This is a genomic window from Nocardia sp. NPDC088792, from assembly GCF_044750615.1.
In the GTDB taxonomy this organism is placed as follows: domain Bacteria; phylum Actinomycetota; class Actinomycetes; order Mycobacteriales; family Mycobacteriaceae; genus Nocardia.
Genome location: NZ_JBIVKC010000001.1, coordinates 1,716,438 through 1,730,899, shown reverse-complemented (window position 1 = coordinate 1,730,899; position 14,462 = coordinate 1,716,438). Strand labels below are relative to the sequence as shown.

Sequence of the window (14,462 nt, the reverse complement as noted above, 5' to 3'; positions counted from 1 at the left end):
GATACCGACGAGGAGCATTCGATATGGGAAACATTCCCACCAGCAGGCTCGGCAGCACGGATATGGACATCAGCCGGATCGGCTTCGGCGCGTGGGCGATCGGCGGCACGGACTGGAGCTTCTCCTGGGGTCCGCAGGACGACGCGGATTCGGTGGCCACCATCCACCAGGCGGTGGAATCCGGCGTGAACTGGATCGACACCGCCGCGGTTTACGGGCTCGGCCACTCCGAGGAAGTCGTCGCGAAGGCGATGGCCGGACTGCCCGAGGCCGACCGGCCCTACCTGTTCACCAAGGCCGGTCTGGTCTGGAACGCGAATGATCGCACGTCCGCACCCAAGCGCATCATGGCCGCCGCCAGCGTGCGCCGCGAGCTCGAGGACTCGCTGCGGCGGCTGCGCGTCGAGCGGATCGACCTCTACCAGGTGCACTGGCCCGATACCGGTGCCGCCCTGGAGTTCTCGGGCCGGGAGGATCCCGAGGCCGTCGCGCCCACTCCGCTCGAAGAGTACTGGCAGACCATGGCCGACCTCGTCACGGAGGGCAAGGTCCGTGCCATCGGCCTGTCCAATCATGATGTGCCGCAACTGGAGATCGCCGAATCCATTGCGCACGTGGATGCCGTCCAGCCGCAGTTCTCCCTGCTGAAGCGCGCGTCGGCGGGCGAACTGTCCTGGGCCGCAGCGCATCGGACCGGCGGCATCGTCTACCAGCCGCTGCATTCGGGACTGCTCACCGGCGCGTTCTCGGCCGAGCGGGTGGCCGCACTGCCGGATGACGACTGGCGCAAGCGATTCCCGGAGTTCACGAGCGAACTCGCGGCCAATCTCGCCCTGGTCGAGGCACTGCGCCCGATCGCCGCGGCGCATCACACCTCGGTGTCGTCGATCGCCATCGCCTGGGCCCTGGCCTGGCCGGGCGTCAGCGGCGCGATCGTCGGCGCCCGCCGGCCCGAGCAGATCGACAGCTGGATCGATGCCGCCGCAATCGAATTGACCGCGGCGGACCTGGCGGGCATCGACTCGGCCCTGCGGGCCACCGGTGCGGGGGAGGGGCCCACGCGCCCATGAGTTCGGGCCGGGCGGTTTAATTATGCAGGCTAACTGCAAACAGCTACGGTGGCCGCGACAATGGGTGTGAGCAGGCGTGCGAAAGCGGTTATTCGCGGTCTGCATGAATTTCCGCGGCGTTACCAGCATTTTCGCAGGATTCGGTAAGGATTTACCTAAGATTTGCCGTGGTAACCTGTCGCAACATATACGAATTGCGCTATTGCTCACTGCTGTTCGACAAGGTTAAGTGGTCGCGAACAGCAGGGGCCGAGTACGTCCGAAAGGGGAACCGGTGAGTGCCGATGTTCACGCGGCACGCCGGGGACAGCGCCCGCGTACCCGCCCTTCGCGAGTACCGACTCTGCCACAACTGCTCGAAACCGCCGTCGGCATCGACCCGGCGGCGCCCGCCGTACGCTGCGGTGACCACACCCTCACCTACGCCGGACTCGACGAGCGATCCAACCGCTTGGCCCGCCTGCTCATCGCGCGCGGGCTCGGTCCCGGCGATCGCGTGGCCCTCGCCCTGCCGCGCTCGATCGAGGACATCGTCGCGGTCTGGGCGGTGGCCAAATCCGGCGCCGCTTTCGTCCCCATCGATCCCCGCTACCCCGCCGACCGGGTTCAGCACATGCTCGGCGATTCACGTGCCGGATTCGGTCTGCGGCTGACCGGGTCGCCCGTGGACGGCGATATCGACTGGCTCGAACTCGATTCACCGGAGTGCACGGCCGAACTCGAAAGCCTTTCCGGCGAGCCGGTGCACTTCGACGAGCGCACGCGCCGCCTGCGGAACAGCAATATCGCCTACGTCATCTACACCTCGGGATCCACCGGGCTGCCCAAGGGCGTGGCCGTCACGCACGGCGGACTGGCCGGGCTCTGCGCCGAGCAGGTCCAGCGCTTCGGGGTGACCGCGGAATCGCGGACCCTGCACTTCGCCTCCCCGAGCTTCGACGCGTCGATCCTGGAACTGCTGCTGGCCGTCGGCGCGGGCGCGCTCATGGTCATCGTGCCCGCGGACGTGTACGGCGGCGGCGAGCTCGCCGAGTTGCTGCGCGCCCAGCGGGTGACCCACGCCTTCATCACCCCGGCCGCGCTCGCGGGCCTGGGCGCGGACTTCCCGGATCTGGCCGCGCTCGTCGTCGGCGGCGAGGAGTGTCCGCCGGACCTGGTCGCCCGCTTCGCGCCGGGCAGGTCCTTCTTCAACCTCTACGGGCCGACCGAGACCACGGTCGCCGCCACCATCAGCGACCCGCTGCACCCCGGGGATCCGATCACCATCGGCGCGGCCATTCCCGGCATGACGGCGCTCGTGCTCGACGCCAGGCTGCGGCCGGTCCCGACCGGCACGCCCGGCGAGCTGTACCTCGCCGGACCGGGTCTGGCCGAGGGCTACCACGGCCGGGCCGGGCTGACCGCCGCCCGCTTCGTCGCGCATCCCGACGGCGACGGCGCTCGCCTCTACCGCACCGGCGATGTGGTGCGCTGGGCCGCGGGCCCCGGCGGCGCACCGCAATTGGAGTACCTCGGCCGCTCCGACACCCAGATCAAGATCCGCGGCTTCCGGCTGGAACCCGGCGAGATCGACGCCGTGCTCGTGGCCGACGAATCCGTCTCCTTCGCAACGACTCTCGTGCGCACGCTGCCCAGCGGCATCGATGCGCTGGTGTCGTACGTGGTGCCCGCACCGGGCGCGACGGCCGACCCGATCGCCTTGACGGACCGGGCCCGGCGGCAGCTGCCCCGGCACGCGGTGCCCGCGGCCATCGTCCTCATCGACCGCATACCGCTCACCCCGGTGGGCAAGCTCGACCGCGACGCTCTGCCCGAGCCCACCGTGACGGCGCGCCCCTATCGCGAGCCCGCCACCTCGACCGCGCGCGCCGTGGCCGCGAACTGCGCCGATCTGCTCGGCCTGGACCGCGTCGGCGCGGACGACGACTTCTTCGAACTCGGCGGAAACTCGCTGCTGGCAACGCGATTGACCGGCCGCCTGGGCGCCGAGGCCGGGCTGCGCATCCCCGCCCGCATGGTCTTCGAGCACCCGATCGTCGCCGACCTGGCCGAGGCCATGGACCTGCTCGACGCCGGTTCCCGTATCCCGCTCGTCGCCCGTGCTCGCAACGGTGAGCATCCGCCGCTGTCCCCGGCGCAGCAGCGCATGTGGTTCCTCTCCCGCCTGGACCCCGCCTCCGCGGCGCACAACATCCCCATCGCCCTCCGCCTCACCGGAGCGCTGGATGTTCCTGCGCTGCAAGCCGCCATCCACGATCTGCTGGGACGTCACGAGATCCTGCGTACCGTCTACCCGGAACGCGGGGCCGAGGGGTACCAGCTCGTGCTTCCCAGAGAATCTGTAGCGCTGCAGGTCGTTTCCGGCAATGCCGCGGATGAGCCGGGTGTGCTGTCGCCGGTGGATATCGCCGAATGGGACCTGCAGACGGAGCTGCTCGCCCTGGCGGGCACTGGATTCGATGTGACGGCGGATGTGCCGTTGCGAATCCGGCTGTTCCGCCTCGCGTCCGAGGACTACGTGCTGGCCGTCGTGGTGCATCACATTGCGGCGGACGGTTTTTCGCTGGGCCCGCTGACCCGCGATCTGATGATCGCGTACGGCTCCCGCGCCCACGGATCGGCGCCGGAGTGGACGCCGCTGCCGATCCAGTACGGCGACTATGCCCTCTGGCAGCGTGAAATGCTCGGAGCGGCAACGGATCCGGAATCGCTGCTGGCGACCCAGCTCGGCTTCTGGCGGGACCGCCTGGCGGGGCTGCCGCCGCTGCTGGAGCTGCCGACCGATCGCCCGCGCCCGCCGGCGGCGAGCAATCGCGGCGCCGTACTGGACTTCCGGATCGAACCCGAGCTGCATCACGCGCTCGAACAGCTCGCCCGCGACAGCGGGGCCACCCTGTTCATGGTGGTGCACACCGCGCTGGCGGTGCTGCTGGCCCGGCTGGCCAATACCGAGGACGTCGCCATCGGCACCCCGGTGGCCGGCCGTGGCGAACCCGAACTCGACGATGTGGTCGGCATGTTCGTCAATACGCTCGTGCTGCGCACGCGCCTCACGGGCGCGGAGAGCTTCACCGGGCTGCTCGCACAGGTGCGCGATGCCGATCTCGCCGCCTTCGCGCATCCGGAGCTGCCCTTCGAAACCCTGGTGGCGGAGCTGGATCCGCTGCGCACCCGGGCGCACCACCCGCTGTACCAGGTCGCGCTGTCGTTCCAGGAGTTCGACGAACGCGTGCTGCGGCTGCCCGGGCTCACCGTCGCGGCGGTCGACCTGGCCGACGCGGTGGCCCCGATCGACCTGCAGCTGACCGTCGTACCGCAGCACCGTGCCGAAGAGGCTGCCGGACTGCACTGTTCGTGGCGCTACGCCACGGATCTGTTCGATGCCGCGACGATCGAGGCCCTGGGATCGCGACTGGCCGAACTGTTGCGGGTGGCGGTCGCCGATCCGGACCGGGCGGTCGGTGACCTGCCGCTGCTGGAGCCCAACGAGGCGGTCGCCCTGCAGGTGGTGAGCGCGGGCCCGGATCGGATCGTGCCCCAGCGGCAGCTGCTCGAGGCCTTCACCGGGCACGCCCGCGTGCGCCCGGAAGCCCCCGCGGTGACCTGCGATGACGTGACGATCTCCTACGGTGAGCTGGCTGCCCGCTCGAATCGCCTGGCGCGCAGGCTGATCGAACTCGGTGCGGGACCCGGGACGATCGTCGGCCTCACGGCGTACCCGTCGGTGGAACTGGTCATCGGGCTGTACGCGATCGTCCAATCGGGCGCGGCCTACCTGCCCATCGATCCGGAGCTGCCCGCGGACCGGGTCGCGCACCTGGTCGAGACCGCCCGGCCGCTGACCGTCCTGACCGCCGCCGACCTCACCGCGGACGGCTACTCGGACGCCCCGATCACCGACGCCGAGCGCAATCGGCCGCTGCACGAGCAGGATCTGGCCTATGTCGTCTTCACCTCCGGGTCGACCGGCCGGCCCAAGGGCGTCGGCGTCCCGCATTCGGCGATCGTCAACCAGGTCGCATACATTCGCGCGGAACATCATCTGACCGCGAAAGATGCGTTCCTGCAGCTGATTCCGTACACCTTCGACGCCGGCCTCATCGGCTACGCAGCCTCGCTGAGCGCGGGGGCGCACCTGGTGATCGCCGCCGCCGAGGGCCGGACCGATCCCGAGTACATCTCCGCGGCCCTGACCCGTCATCGGATCACGACGGTGGTCTTCGTGCCGTCCCTGCTGGAGGCGCTGCTCGACGCCGCTCCGGCCTCGGCCTTCGCCACCCTGCGCGAGGTCTTCGTGGGTGGTGAGGCGCTGCCCGCCGACACCATCGCCCGCTTCGCCGCGATCAGTCCTGCCCGCCTGCACAATCTGTACGGCCCGACCGAGGCGGCGGTGTCCATCACCGGCGCGGATGTCACCGAGACCGGCGACGGCGTGGTGTCCATCGGCCATCCGCACTGGAACTCCCGGACCTATGTGCTCGACGCGCGGCTGCGCCCGGTCCCCGTCGGGACGCCCGGTGAATTGTATTTGGCCGGTACGCAACTCGCCCGCGGCTATGTCGCCCGCCCGGACCTGTCGGCGGAGCGCTTCGTCGCCGATCCGTACGGACCGCAGGGCGCCCGCATGTACCGCTCCGGCGATCTCGTCCGCCGGCTCCCGGACGGCGGCCTGGAGTACCTGGGGCGCAATGACTTCCAGGTGAAGCTGCGCGGACTGCGTATCGAGCCTGGCGAGATCGAGACGGTGCTGCGCGCGCATCCGGCGGTCGGCCGGGCGGCGGTCGCGGTGCGCCGGGAACGGCTGATCGGCTGGATCACCGCCGCGGAGGGCGCGCGGCCCGATCCCGCGCAGGTGCTGGACGCCGCGCGGAAACAGTTGCCGGGCTACATGATTCCCGCGCAACTGATGCTGCTGGACGAGTTCCCGTTCGGTCCCACCGGCAAGCTGGATCGCGCCGCCCTGCCCGAACCGCAGGCCCCGGAACGCGATTACCGCGCACCCGGCACCGCCGACGAGCGGATCGTGGCCGAGGTGTTCGCGGAGGTCCTCGGCGCCGACCGGGTCGGCCTGGACGACGACTTCTTCGTGCTCGGCGGCACCTCGCTGTCGGCCATCAAAGTCCGTGCCGCACTGGCCGAACGGCTCGGCGCTCCGGTGCCGCTGCGCGAACTCTTCGCGCATCCGATCGTCGGCGAGCTCGCGGCCACGCTGCGCGGCGAATCCGCCGAGGCGAATACCGGAGCCGAACTGCTGGCGGACGCCATCCTCGATCCGTCCATCACCATCGAGGGCCTGGCACCCGCGCGGACGGCCGCACCCGAAACGATCCTGCTCACCGGCGCAACGGGTTTCCTCGGCGTCTTCCTGCTGCGCGAGCTGCTCGAACAGACCCGGGCCACCGTGCACTGCCTGGTCCGCGCCGCCGATGAGGATGCCGCACTGCGGCGCGTGCGCGCGGTCGCCGACCAGTACGGCATCGACCTGAGCGAGCACGCATCCCGGATCGTGGCGGTAACGGGCGATCTCGCGCGGCCACGGCTCGGCCTGACCCCGGAGCGGTTCACCGAACTGGCCGGCCGTATCGACGTCATCTACCACAATGGCGCACAGGTCTATCACCTCGCGCCCTACGCACGCATGCGCGATGCCAATGTCGGCGGTACCGCGGAGGTCCTGCGCCTGGCCGCCACCGCCCGCGTGAAACCCATCCGCTACGTCTCCACGGCCTCGCTCACCGGCACCTCCGCCGACACCCCGCCGCTCGGCGCACCCGGCTACACCCTCACCAAATGGGTTGCCGAACAACTGATCCGGGGCGGTGTCGACCGCGGCATCCCCGTCACCATCATCCGGCCCGGCCTCATCACCGGCGACTCCCGCACCGGCGTCACCGCTCCCGACGACGCCTGGTGGACCATGCTGCGCGCCGTGCTCGTCCTCGGCCAGGTACCCGATCCGGGCACGGCCGTGATGGACATGTTCCCGGTCGACCAGGTGGCCGCGACTCTGGTCCGCAATGCCCGCGTCCCCTCGGGCACGATGTTCACCCTCGACCCCGACCACCCGGTTCCGCTGCGCACGCTGCTGGACCTGGCCCTGCGCCGCGGCTACTCGCTGCGGCTCGTGGATCCGGTCGAATTCGCCGCGGCCCTGACCGAGGAAGCGGAACGACGCGCCGCGGCGGGTGACGACTCGCTGTCCCGCGCCGCGGCCTTGAGCGTCAACTACAGCATCAATCCCGAACCCGGCCCGGACACCGAGGCCGAGCCGGCGGAGGCGGATTCGGCGAGCGCTCGGTGCCACGGCGTGGATGTCGCCGTGCTCACCCGCTACTTCGACCACTTCGTGACCACGGGCTTCTTCCCGGGACCGCAACGCACCAAGTGAGCGCCGCCACCCGCCCGGAATCATCGCCGGGCGGGGGCGTTGACATCGATCATGAGTGCCGCGCTGCAGGACGTCCGCTTCTCGATCCTGGATCGCTCCCGGGTCCGGCAGGGCCAGGGGCATCCCGAGGCGCTGCGGGAGACCGTCGAATTCGGGCGGCTGGCGGAACAGTGGGGATATCACCGGTTCTGGGTGTCCGAGCATCACAGTGTGCCGGGCGTCGCCGGCTCCGCGCCGACGGTGCTCGCGGCGGGAGTCGCCGCGGCGACCGAACACATCCGGATCGGTACCGGCGGGGTCATGCTGCCCAATCATCAGCCGCTGGTGGTCGCCGAGCAGTTCGGGGTGCTCGAATCGTTGTATCCGGGGCGGATCGATATGGGGCTGGGGCGTTCGGTCGGGTTCACCGGCGGCGTGCGGCGCGCGCTCGGGCACGGTAAGGACGATGCCGACGACTTCGATGCGCAATTGACCGAGCTACTGGGCTATTTCGCGGGCGGCCGCGACGGTGTGCACGCGTGGCCCGCCGAAGGATTACGAATTCCGGCCTTCCTCTTGGCCACCGGCTCGGGTGCGGCGCGGGCCGCGGCCTTCGGGCTGCCGCTGGTGATCGCGGCCATTGCCGGTGAGGAGGCGATGATCGAGGCGATCGAGCGCTACCGCGGCGAATTCCGTTCCGGCCCTTGGGGCGAGCGGCCCTACGTGATGGTGTCCACCTCGGTGGTCATCGCCGATTCGGCGGAACAAGCCCGGCGACTGCTCCTGCCGGAGGCCTGGTCCGCCGCCTACTCACGGACCAAAGGTGAATTCCCGCAGCTGATCTCGCCGGAGCAGATCGACCGCGAGCCCATGACCGAGCGGCAGCGGGGGATCTTCGAGGAATCGATGCGCGGTCACCTCCACGGCACCGAGGAAACCGTCCTACCGGAACTGGAGGGGCTGATCGCCAGGACGGGCGCGGACGAAATCCTGGTGCACACCAGCACTTTCGACCGCACCGCCCGGCTGGAGTCGCATCGGCGGCTGGCCGCGGCGGTCGGTCTCGGCCGCGCGGCCGACGCCACGGTTCAGCCGACCGGATCGAACAGCTCGTCGCGGGCCAGCAGCGCCGCGTAATAACCGTTGCGCTCCAGCAGTTCCCGGTGCGTGCCGCGTTCCATGACGTGGCCCTGATCCAGCACCACGATCTGGTCCGCATCGCGGATAGTGGACAGCCGATGCGCGATGGTGATGGTGGTGCGGCCCCGGGAGAGGGCGTCGATGGCGTCCTGCACCTCGCGTTCGGTGCGGTTGTCCAGGGCGCTGGTGGCCTCGTCGAGCACCATGATCGGCGGATTGCGCAGGATGGCGCGCGCCACCGCGAGCCGCTGCTTCTCACCGCCGGAGAACCGGTAGCCGCGCTCGCCGACCAGGGTGTCGTACCCGTCGGGCAGGCTCGCGATGTGGTCGTGGATCTGCGCGGCGCGGGCCGCGGCCACCAGTTCCTCGTCCGTGGCATCGGGTTTGGCGAAGCGGAGGTTCTCCGCGACCGAGGCGTGGAACAGGTAGGTCTCCTGCGAGACCACGCCCACATTGGCGGACAGATCGGCGAAGGACAGATCGCGTACATCGGTGCCGTCGATGGTGACCCTGCCCTCGGTGACGTCGTAGAGCCGCGCCACCAGATAGCCGAGAGTGGTCTTGCCCGAACCGGTTTCGCCGACGATGGCGAGGCTGGTCCCGGCCGGGACGGTGATATCGATATCGCTCAGCACCTTCCGATCGGCGTCATAGGAGAAGCCGACATGCTCGAAGCGGACCTCACCATCGGCCTCGGCGGCCGGATGCGATACGGGCAGCACCGGTTCCTCGATATCCGGTCGCAGATCCAGGTATTCGAAGATGCGGTCGAACAGGGCGAGCGAACTCTGCATGTCCACGCCGGTGGACAGCAGCTGCACGGTGGGCCGCAGCAGGCTGGTCTGCAGGGTGGTGAACGCGACCAGGGTGCCGATCGACACCAGGGGGTGGCCGTGGGTCATGGTGAGCCCGGCCGCCCAGTAGATGACCGCCGGCATGGCGGCCATGACGATCTGAATGGTCGACTGCCGCCACCGGCCGGCCATGTTCGAGCGGATCTCCAGATCCACCAGCCCGCGCGATTCGTTCGAGAAGTCCGCGATGAGGGCGGGGGAACGGCCCATGGTGCGGGACAGCAGGATGCCGCTCACCGACAGCGATTCCTCGACGATCGCCGACATGCCGGCCAGCTTGCGCTGCCGTTCCCCGGTGATCTTGCGGCGTTCGGTGCCGACCCGGCGGCTGATCCATACGAAGAACGGCAGCATGATCAGCGAGACCAGGGTGAGCAGCCAGTTCAGCGCGAACATGGCGATCACGGCCGCGACGACCGTGGTGAAGTTGGAGACCAGCGAGGTGGCGGTGGAGGTGACCGTCGACTGCATACCGCCGATGTCATTGGCGATGCGCGACTGCACCTCACCGGTGCGGGTGGTGGTGAAGAAGGACAGCGGCATGCTCTGCAGCCGGGCGTAGACCGCCGAGCGCAGGTCGTGCATGACCTCCTGGCCGACGGCGGTGGAGATATAGGTCTGCAGCACGCTGAACACGGCGGTGAGCGCGGCCACCACGATCATGCCGGCGGCCAGCAGCGTCAGCAGGCCGGTGCGGCCGTGCGGGAGCGCGGTGTCGAGGATGGCGCGCAGCAGGAACGGCGAGGCCAGGCCGATGATCGAGGAGAGTCCGACCAGTGCGGCGACCCCCGCGAGCTGTGCGCGGTACGGGTGGAAGAGCCGGACGATCCGGCGAAGTCTTGCATGCGAGGTCTGTGCCTGCGAGGGCGGTGACGCTTGTTGCGAAGTCATAGGCGCCTCCTTTCGGGGGACTACACGCCATAACTGAGTCTGACTCATAATTGTTCCCGGAACAATGAGTTATGCTCGGAATCATGGCGAGCACCCCCGATGACGACCTACCCGACCTGTTCCTGCGCACCAGCAAGCGCATCCGCGGTAACCAGGTCGCCCGCCTCGCGCCGCTGGGCCTCACCCCCGCTCAGGCCCGCGCGCTGCGCATCATCGGACGCGCCCCCGAACCGCTCACCATGTCCGTCCTGGCCGAGCACCTCGGCATCGTGCCGCGGTCCGCCACCACCGTCGTCGACGCCCTCGCCGCCGCGGACCTCGTCACTCGCGCCCCCGACCCGGCCAACCGCCGCTCGACCCTGGTGACCGCGACCGAAGCCGGGCACAAGGTGCTGGAGAGCATGGCCGACGCCCGGCGCGCCGCCGCCTCGGAACTCTTCTCGGCGCTGACGCCGGAGCAGCGCACGACCCTGCACGACCTACTGGAAGTACTGCTCGGCGACGCCGAATAGCCGAATGCCGGCGGCTCAGCCGACCTCGCGCCGCCGCTCCGGCCGCGGGCGGGCCAGCGTGGTCGGCTGTACGCGTCCCCGCAGCGTGACGGACTCGCCGAGCTCCCAGTGTCGCTGCTCGTGACTCGCGGCGGTCTGAATGGTGTTGGCGGAGGCCAGGACTCGCAGCTCATCGGTCTTGGCCAGTTCGCACAGCCGTGCGGCCTCGTTGACGGCATCGCCGATCACGGTGAACTCGTAGCGGCGGTCCGCGCCCACATTGCCCGCCACCACGCGCCCGGCCGCGACCCCGATACCGGCATCGAAAGCGATTGCCGCACCGGACAAGCGCTTGCGAATGCGGCGGGCGGCGGCCAGTGCGGAACCCGCGGCGTCGGGTAGCGGGGCCGGGGTGCCGAAGACGGCCAGTGCCGCATCGCCCTCGAACTTGTTGAGCAGCCCGCCGAATCGCTCCACCTCGTCCACCACGATGGCGAAGAAGTCGTTGAGGATGGCGACGATCTCGGCCGCGGGCCGGGTGGCGGTCATGGTGGTGGACCCGATGATGTCGATGAACAGGGCCGCCGCATCGCATTCCACGCCGCCCAGCTCGGGCACGCCGCTGAGCGCCGCGGCCGCGACATCGTGGCCGACGTGCCGGCCGAACAGGTCGCGCACCCGTTCCCGCTCGCGCAGGCCCTCCACCATGTGGTTGAAACCGCTTTGCAGCTCACCCAATTCGGTGCCGTCGTAGACGGTGACCACGGTATCCAGGTGGCCGTCCTCGACCCGTCGCATGGCCTTGCGCACACCGCGAATCGGCGCGACGGTGCCGGCCAGCGTCTGCGCCATCAACAGCAGACCGAACAGCAGGGCCGCGCCACCCAGCGAAAGCACGCACACCGCAAGGCGTTCGCGGCTCACGTCGGTGCCGGCCAGCGCCAGCACCGCCACGATCATGAGCAGCGCGACCGGCGTCCCGGAACCGAGCGTCCACACCAGCAGGGAGCGGCCGAACACGCCCAGTCCCCGGCGGCGGCGCGAGGTCGCGGCGTTCAGCACCCGCGCGGTCACATGGCGCAGGGCGAATTCCGAGACCAGATAGGTGTACGCGCACACCACGACGGCACTGAATCCGATGCCCAGCACGAACTTCGGCACGAAGGCCGGATCGGTCAGCCCGTACAACGGGGTGAGCAGCAGCAGCGCGCCGAACCAGAGCCCGGCCTGCAACAGCATCAGCCGCCGCGGAATGGCGGTGGCGGCAGCCTGTTCCGACTCGTTGGGCACGTGTGCGGGATCGTTGGCCCAGCGCAGCGTGCGCAGTCCCCAGGCCGTGCCCCACCCCAATCCGATCAGGACGGCCAGCCCGCCGTAGATCGGGACGGCGATGAAATCCATCAGGACCAGGTCGTGGGTCAGCAGCGAGGGACCCGGCAGCACCCAGGCGATCAGCACGATGGCCACGGCGATGCCGAGCAGATTGGCCGCCATGGTCGGCACGGTCAGCAGGATCTGCGTCCGCACCCGGCGCATGATCGGGCCCTCGTCGGCCCGGCCCAGCAGTCGTGAACCGTAGGGGTCCGGTCCCAGCGCAGTGGGCGTCACCTCGCTATCGACCATGGGTGCAGCGTAGGCGGGCGCTACGGCCGGGAAGTGAAGCGGCTCCAGGCGAGTGTCAGATGCGCGGTCATATCGATGCTGGGATCGATGAGCCAGCGTGACTGCAGGCCGTCGCTGAGGGCGAGGAAGGTGGCGGCCATGGCTTCCAGATCGGTTCCGGCGGGGACGGTTCCGTCGGCCTGCATGCTGCGCAGGGCCTCGAGGAAGCCTTCGGTGCTGCGCCGGTAGTGCTCGCGCATGTACTCGTGGGCGGGGTGGGCCGGGTCGGCCGCGGCGGCCTGCATGTGGGTGAAGAGTTCGATCAGGCCGGGGACCTCGGTATTGCGGCGGATGAGGCCGATCAGGGATTCGGGGGTCGGCGTCTTGACGATGGCCCGCTCCACCTCGTCGCGTCTGCGCAGGACGGCGATGAACATTTCCTCCTTCGACCCGAAGTAGTGCAGCAGGCCGCTCTGGCTGAGGCCGACCGCCTGGGCGAGTTCGGCGACCGAGGTGGCGTGGAATCCGCGTTCGGCGATCGTGCGCAGCACGGCTTCCAGGATCTGGTCCCGTCGTTCGATGCCCTTGCCGTACGGTCCGCGTTTCGCCACCGATCGAGTGTAAACGTCCTGGTGGGCCCCCTTCCCACCTGAAAACCGTGTGTTGTACGGTTTTGGTATGCGATTCCGACCGCGTTCCATCGCCCTGATCGTCATGGCCGCCTCGGCCGCCCTCGTCACCGCCGCCACCCCGGCCTCGGCGCGGCCGGAGCCGCCGGCGCGGATCGAACCGCTGGGCCCCGGCTTCCTGTGGGGTGTGGCCGCCTCCGGCTTCCAATCCGAAGGGCATGCGCCGGACAGCAACTGGTCGCGGTACGTCGCGGCCGGGAAGACCGAGGACCCGTACCGGGACTCGGTGGACTTCTTCACGAACTTCCGCTCCGACATCCAGCTGGCCGAGCAGCTGGGCGTGAAGGTGTACCGCATGGGCATCGAATGGGCGCGGGTGCAGCCGCAACCCGGCGTCTGGGACGAGAACGGCCTGCGCTTCTACGACCAGGTGATCTCGGATATCACCGCCGCCGGCATGCGGCCCATGCTGACCATCGACCACTGGGTGTTCCCGGGCTGGGAGGTGGATCGCGGCGGCTGGAACAACCCGGGCATGGTCGCGGACTGGGTGGCCAACGCGCGCACCGTGGTCGACCGGTTCGCCTCGTACGATCCGCTGTGGGTGACCTTCAACGAGCCGCTCATGTACCAGCTCAACGAAATGCGCAACGGCGGTCTGCCGGCCACGCAGCTGGGGGTCATGCGGGATCGGATCGCCCAGGCGCACAACGAGATCTACGACTACATCCACCAGGTGCAGCCGGGAGCGATGGTCACCAGCAATGTCGCCTACGTGCCCGCCGTCGAGGACGCCGCCGACGGGCCGCTACTCGACAAGATCGGCGCGAAGCTGGACTACATCGGCATCGACTACTACTACGGTATGTCGCCGGATCAGATGTACACACCCAGCCAGGAACTGTGGAAGAACCCGCTGCAGCCGGAGGGCATCTACTATGCGCTGCAGCACTATTCGAACAAGTACCCGGGTAAGCCGCTGTACATCGTGGAGAACGGCATGCCCACCGAGAACGGGCAGCCGCGCGCCGACGGCTACACCCGCGCCGACGATCTGCGCGACACCGTCTACTGGGTGCAGCGCGCCAAGGCCGACGGCATGAACGTCATCGGCTACAACTACTGGAGCCTCACCGACAACTACGAATGGGGCTCCTACACACCGCGATTCGGGCTGTACACGGTGGACGTGCTGACCGATCCGACGCTCACCCGCAAACCCACGGACGCGGTGCGCGCCTACACGGCCATCACCCATGACGGCGGCGTGCCCGTCGACTACCGGCCCACTCGCGATCCCAAGGCGTGCTCGTTCGTGGATGCGCCGGCCAGCTGCACCGACCCGGTGACCGTGCCGCGCTGAGCTTTCGGGACCGAACGGGCGTGCGTCGGGGGCGCCCGTTCGGGAAATGATCTCG

Annotated in this window: 8 protein-coding genes; 5 read left to right on the top strand and 3 right to left on the bottom strand. The window is 69.4% G+C overall.

Annotation, left to right across the window (positions count from 1 at the left end):
- The first annotated feature begins 23 nt into the window (after positions 1-23).
- The 3 genes from ACIP5Y_RS08370 to ACIP5Y_RS08360 all read left to right on the top strand — a co-directional run bounded on the left by ACIP5Y_RS08370 (position 24) and on the right by ACIP5Y_RS08360 (position 8,574).
- Complete coding sequence (locus ACIP5Y_RS08370) at positions 24-1,070, top strand: aldo/keto reductase (RefSeq protein WP_400348724.1); 1,047 nt, start codon at positions 24-26, stop codon at positions 1,068-1,070.
- A 274-nt stretch (positions 1,071-1,344) separates the two neighbouring features.
- Positions 1,345-7,458 (top strand): amino acid adenylation domain-containing protein, encoded by a 6,114-nt coding sequence (locus ACIP5Y_RS08365; protein WP_400348723.1) that lies wholly within the window; start codon positions 1,345-1,347, stop codon positions 7,456-7,458.
- Positions 7,459-7,509: 51 nt separating this feature from the next.
- The gene (locus tag ACIP5Y_RS08360) at positions 7,510-8,574 is read left to right on the top strand and encodes an LLM class flavin-dependent oxidoreductase (protein WP_400348721.1); all 1,065 of its coding nucleotides are present in this window, start codon (positions 7,510-7,512) and stop codon (positions 8,572-8,574) included.
- Here ACIP5Y_RS08360 and ACIP5Y_RS08355 read toward each other — a convergent pair.
- Entirely contained in the window at positions 8,526-10,322 is a 1,797-nt protein-coding gene (locus tag ACIP5Y_RS08355; RefSeq protein ID WP_400348719.1) for an ABC transporter ATP-binding protein, read from the bottom strand. The two genes, ACIP5Y_RS08360 and ACIP5Y_RS08355, sit on opposite strands and share 49 nt — an antisense overlap.
- Before the next feature lie 83 nt (positions 10,323-10,405).
- On the opposite strand from ACIP5Y_RS08355, the gene ACIP5Y_RS08350 reads away from it, so the two are divergent.
- On the top strand, positions 10,406-10,834 hold the full coding sequence (locus ACIP5Y_RS08350) for a MarR family winged helix-turn-helix transcriptional regulator (RefSeq protein WP_400348717.1): 429 nt from the start codon (positions 10,406-10,408) through the stop codon (positions 10,832-10,834).
- 15 nt (positions 10,835-10,849) lie between these two features.
- On the opposite strand, the gene ACIP5Y_RS08345 is transcribed toward ACIP5Y_RS08350, so the two are convergent.
- Together ACIP5Y_RS08345 and ACIP5Y_RS08340 are read right to left on the bottom strand one after the other, a co-directional pair.
- The gene (locus ACIP5Y_RS08345; RefSeq protein WP_400348715.1) at positions 10,850-12,436 is read right to left on the bottom strand and encodes an adenylate/guanylate cyclase domain-containing protein; all 1,587 of its coding nucleotides are present in this window, start codon (positions 12,434-12,436) and stop codon (positions 10,850-10,852) included.
- A 20-nt stretch (positions 12,437-12,456) separates the two neighbouring features.
- Positions 12,457-13,026, bottom strand: coding sequence for a TetR/AcrR family transcriptional regulator (locus ACIP5Y_RS08340; RefSeq protein WP_400348714.1), 570 nt, complete (start codon positions 13,024-13,026; stop codon positions 12,457-12,459).
- 67 nt (positions 13,027-13,093) lie between these two features.
- Between ACIP5Y_RS08340 and ACIP5Y_RS08335 the strand changes: the two genes are divergently transcribed.
- Complete coding sequence (locus tag ACIP5Y_RS08335; RefSeq protein ID WP_400348713.1) at positions 13,094-14,407, top strand: family 1 glycosylhydrolase; 1,314 nt, start codon at positions 13,094-13,096, stop codon at positions 14,405-14,407.
- Positions 14,408-14,462 lie beyond the last annotated feature (55 nt).

What these genes read in the sequence shown, in the direction of transcription:
- ACIP5Y_RS08345 (WP_400348715.1), bottom strand. Translation starts at nt 12,436, where the DNA reads ATGGTCGATAGCGAGGTGACGCCCACTGCGCTGGGACCGGACCCCTAC.
- ACIP5Y_RS08360 (WP_400348721.1), top strand. Translation starts at nt 7,510, where the DNA reads ATGAGTGCCGCGCTGCAGGACGTCCGCTTCTCGATCCTGGATCGCTCC.
- ACIP5Y_RS08355 (WP_400348719.1), bottom strand. Translation starts at nt 10,322, where the DNA reads ATGACTTCGCAACAAGCGTCACCGCCCTCGCAGGCACAGACCTCGCAT.
- ACIP5Y_RS08370 (WP_400348724.1), top strand. Translation starts at nt 24, where the DNA reads ATGGGAAACATTCCCACCAGCAGGCTCGGCAGCACGGATATGGACATC.
- ACIP5Y_RS08335 (WP_400348713.1), top strand. Translation starts at nt 13,094, where the DNA reads ATGCGATTCCGACCGCGTTCCATCGCCCTGATCGTCATGGCCGCCTCG.
- ACIP5Y_RS08350 (WP_400348717.1), top strand. Translation starts at nt 10,406, where the DNA reads ATGGCGAGCACCCCCGATGACGACCTACCCGACCTGTTCCTGCGCACC.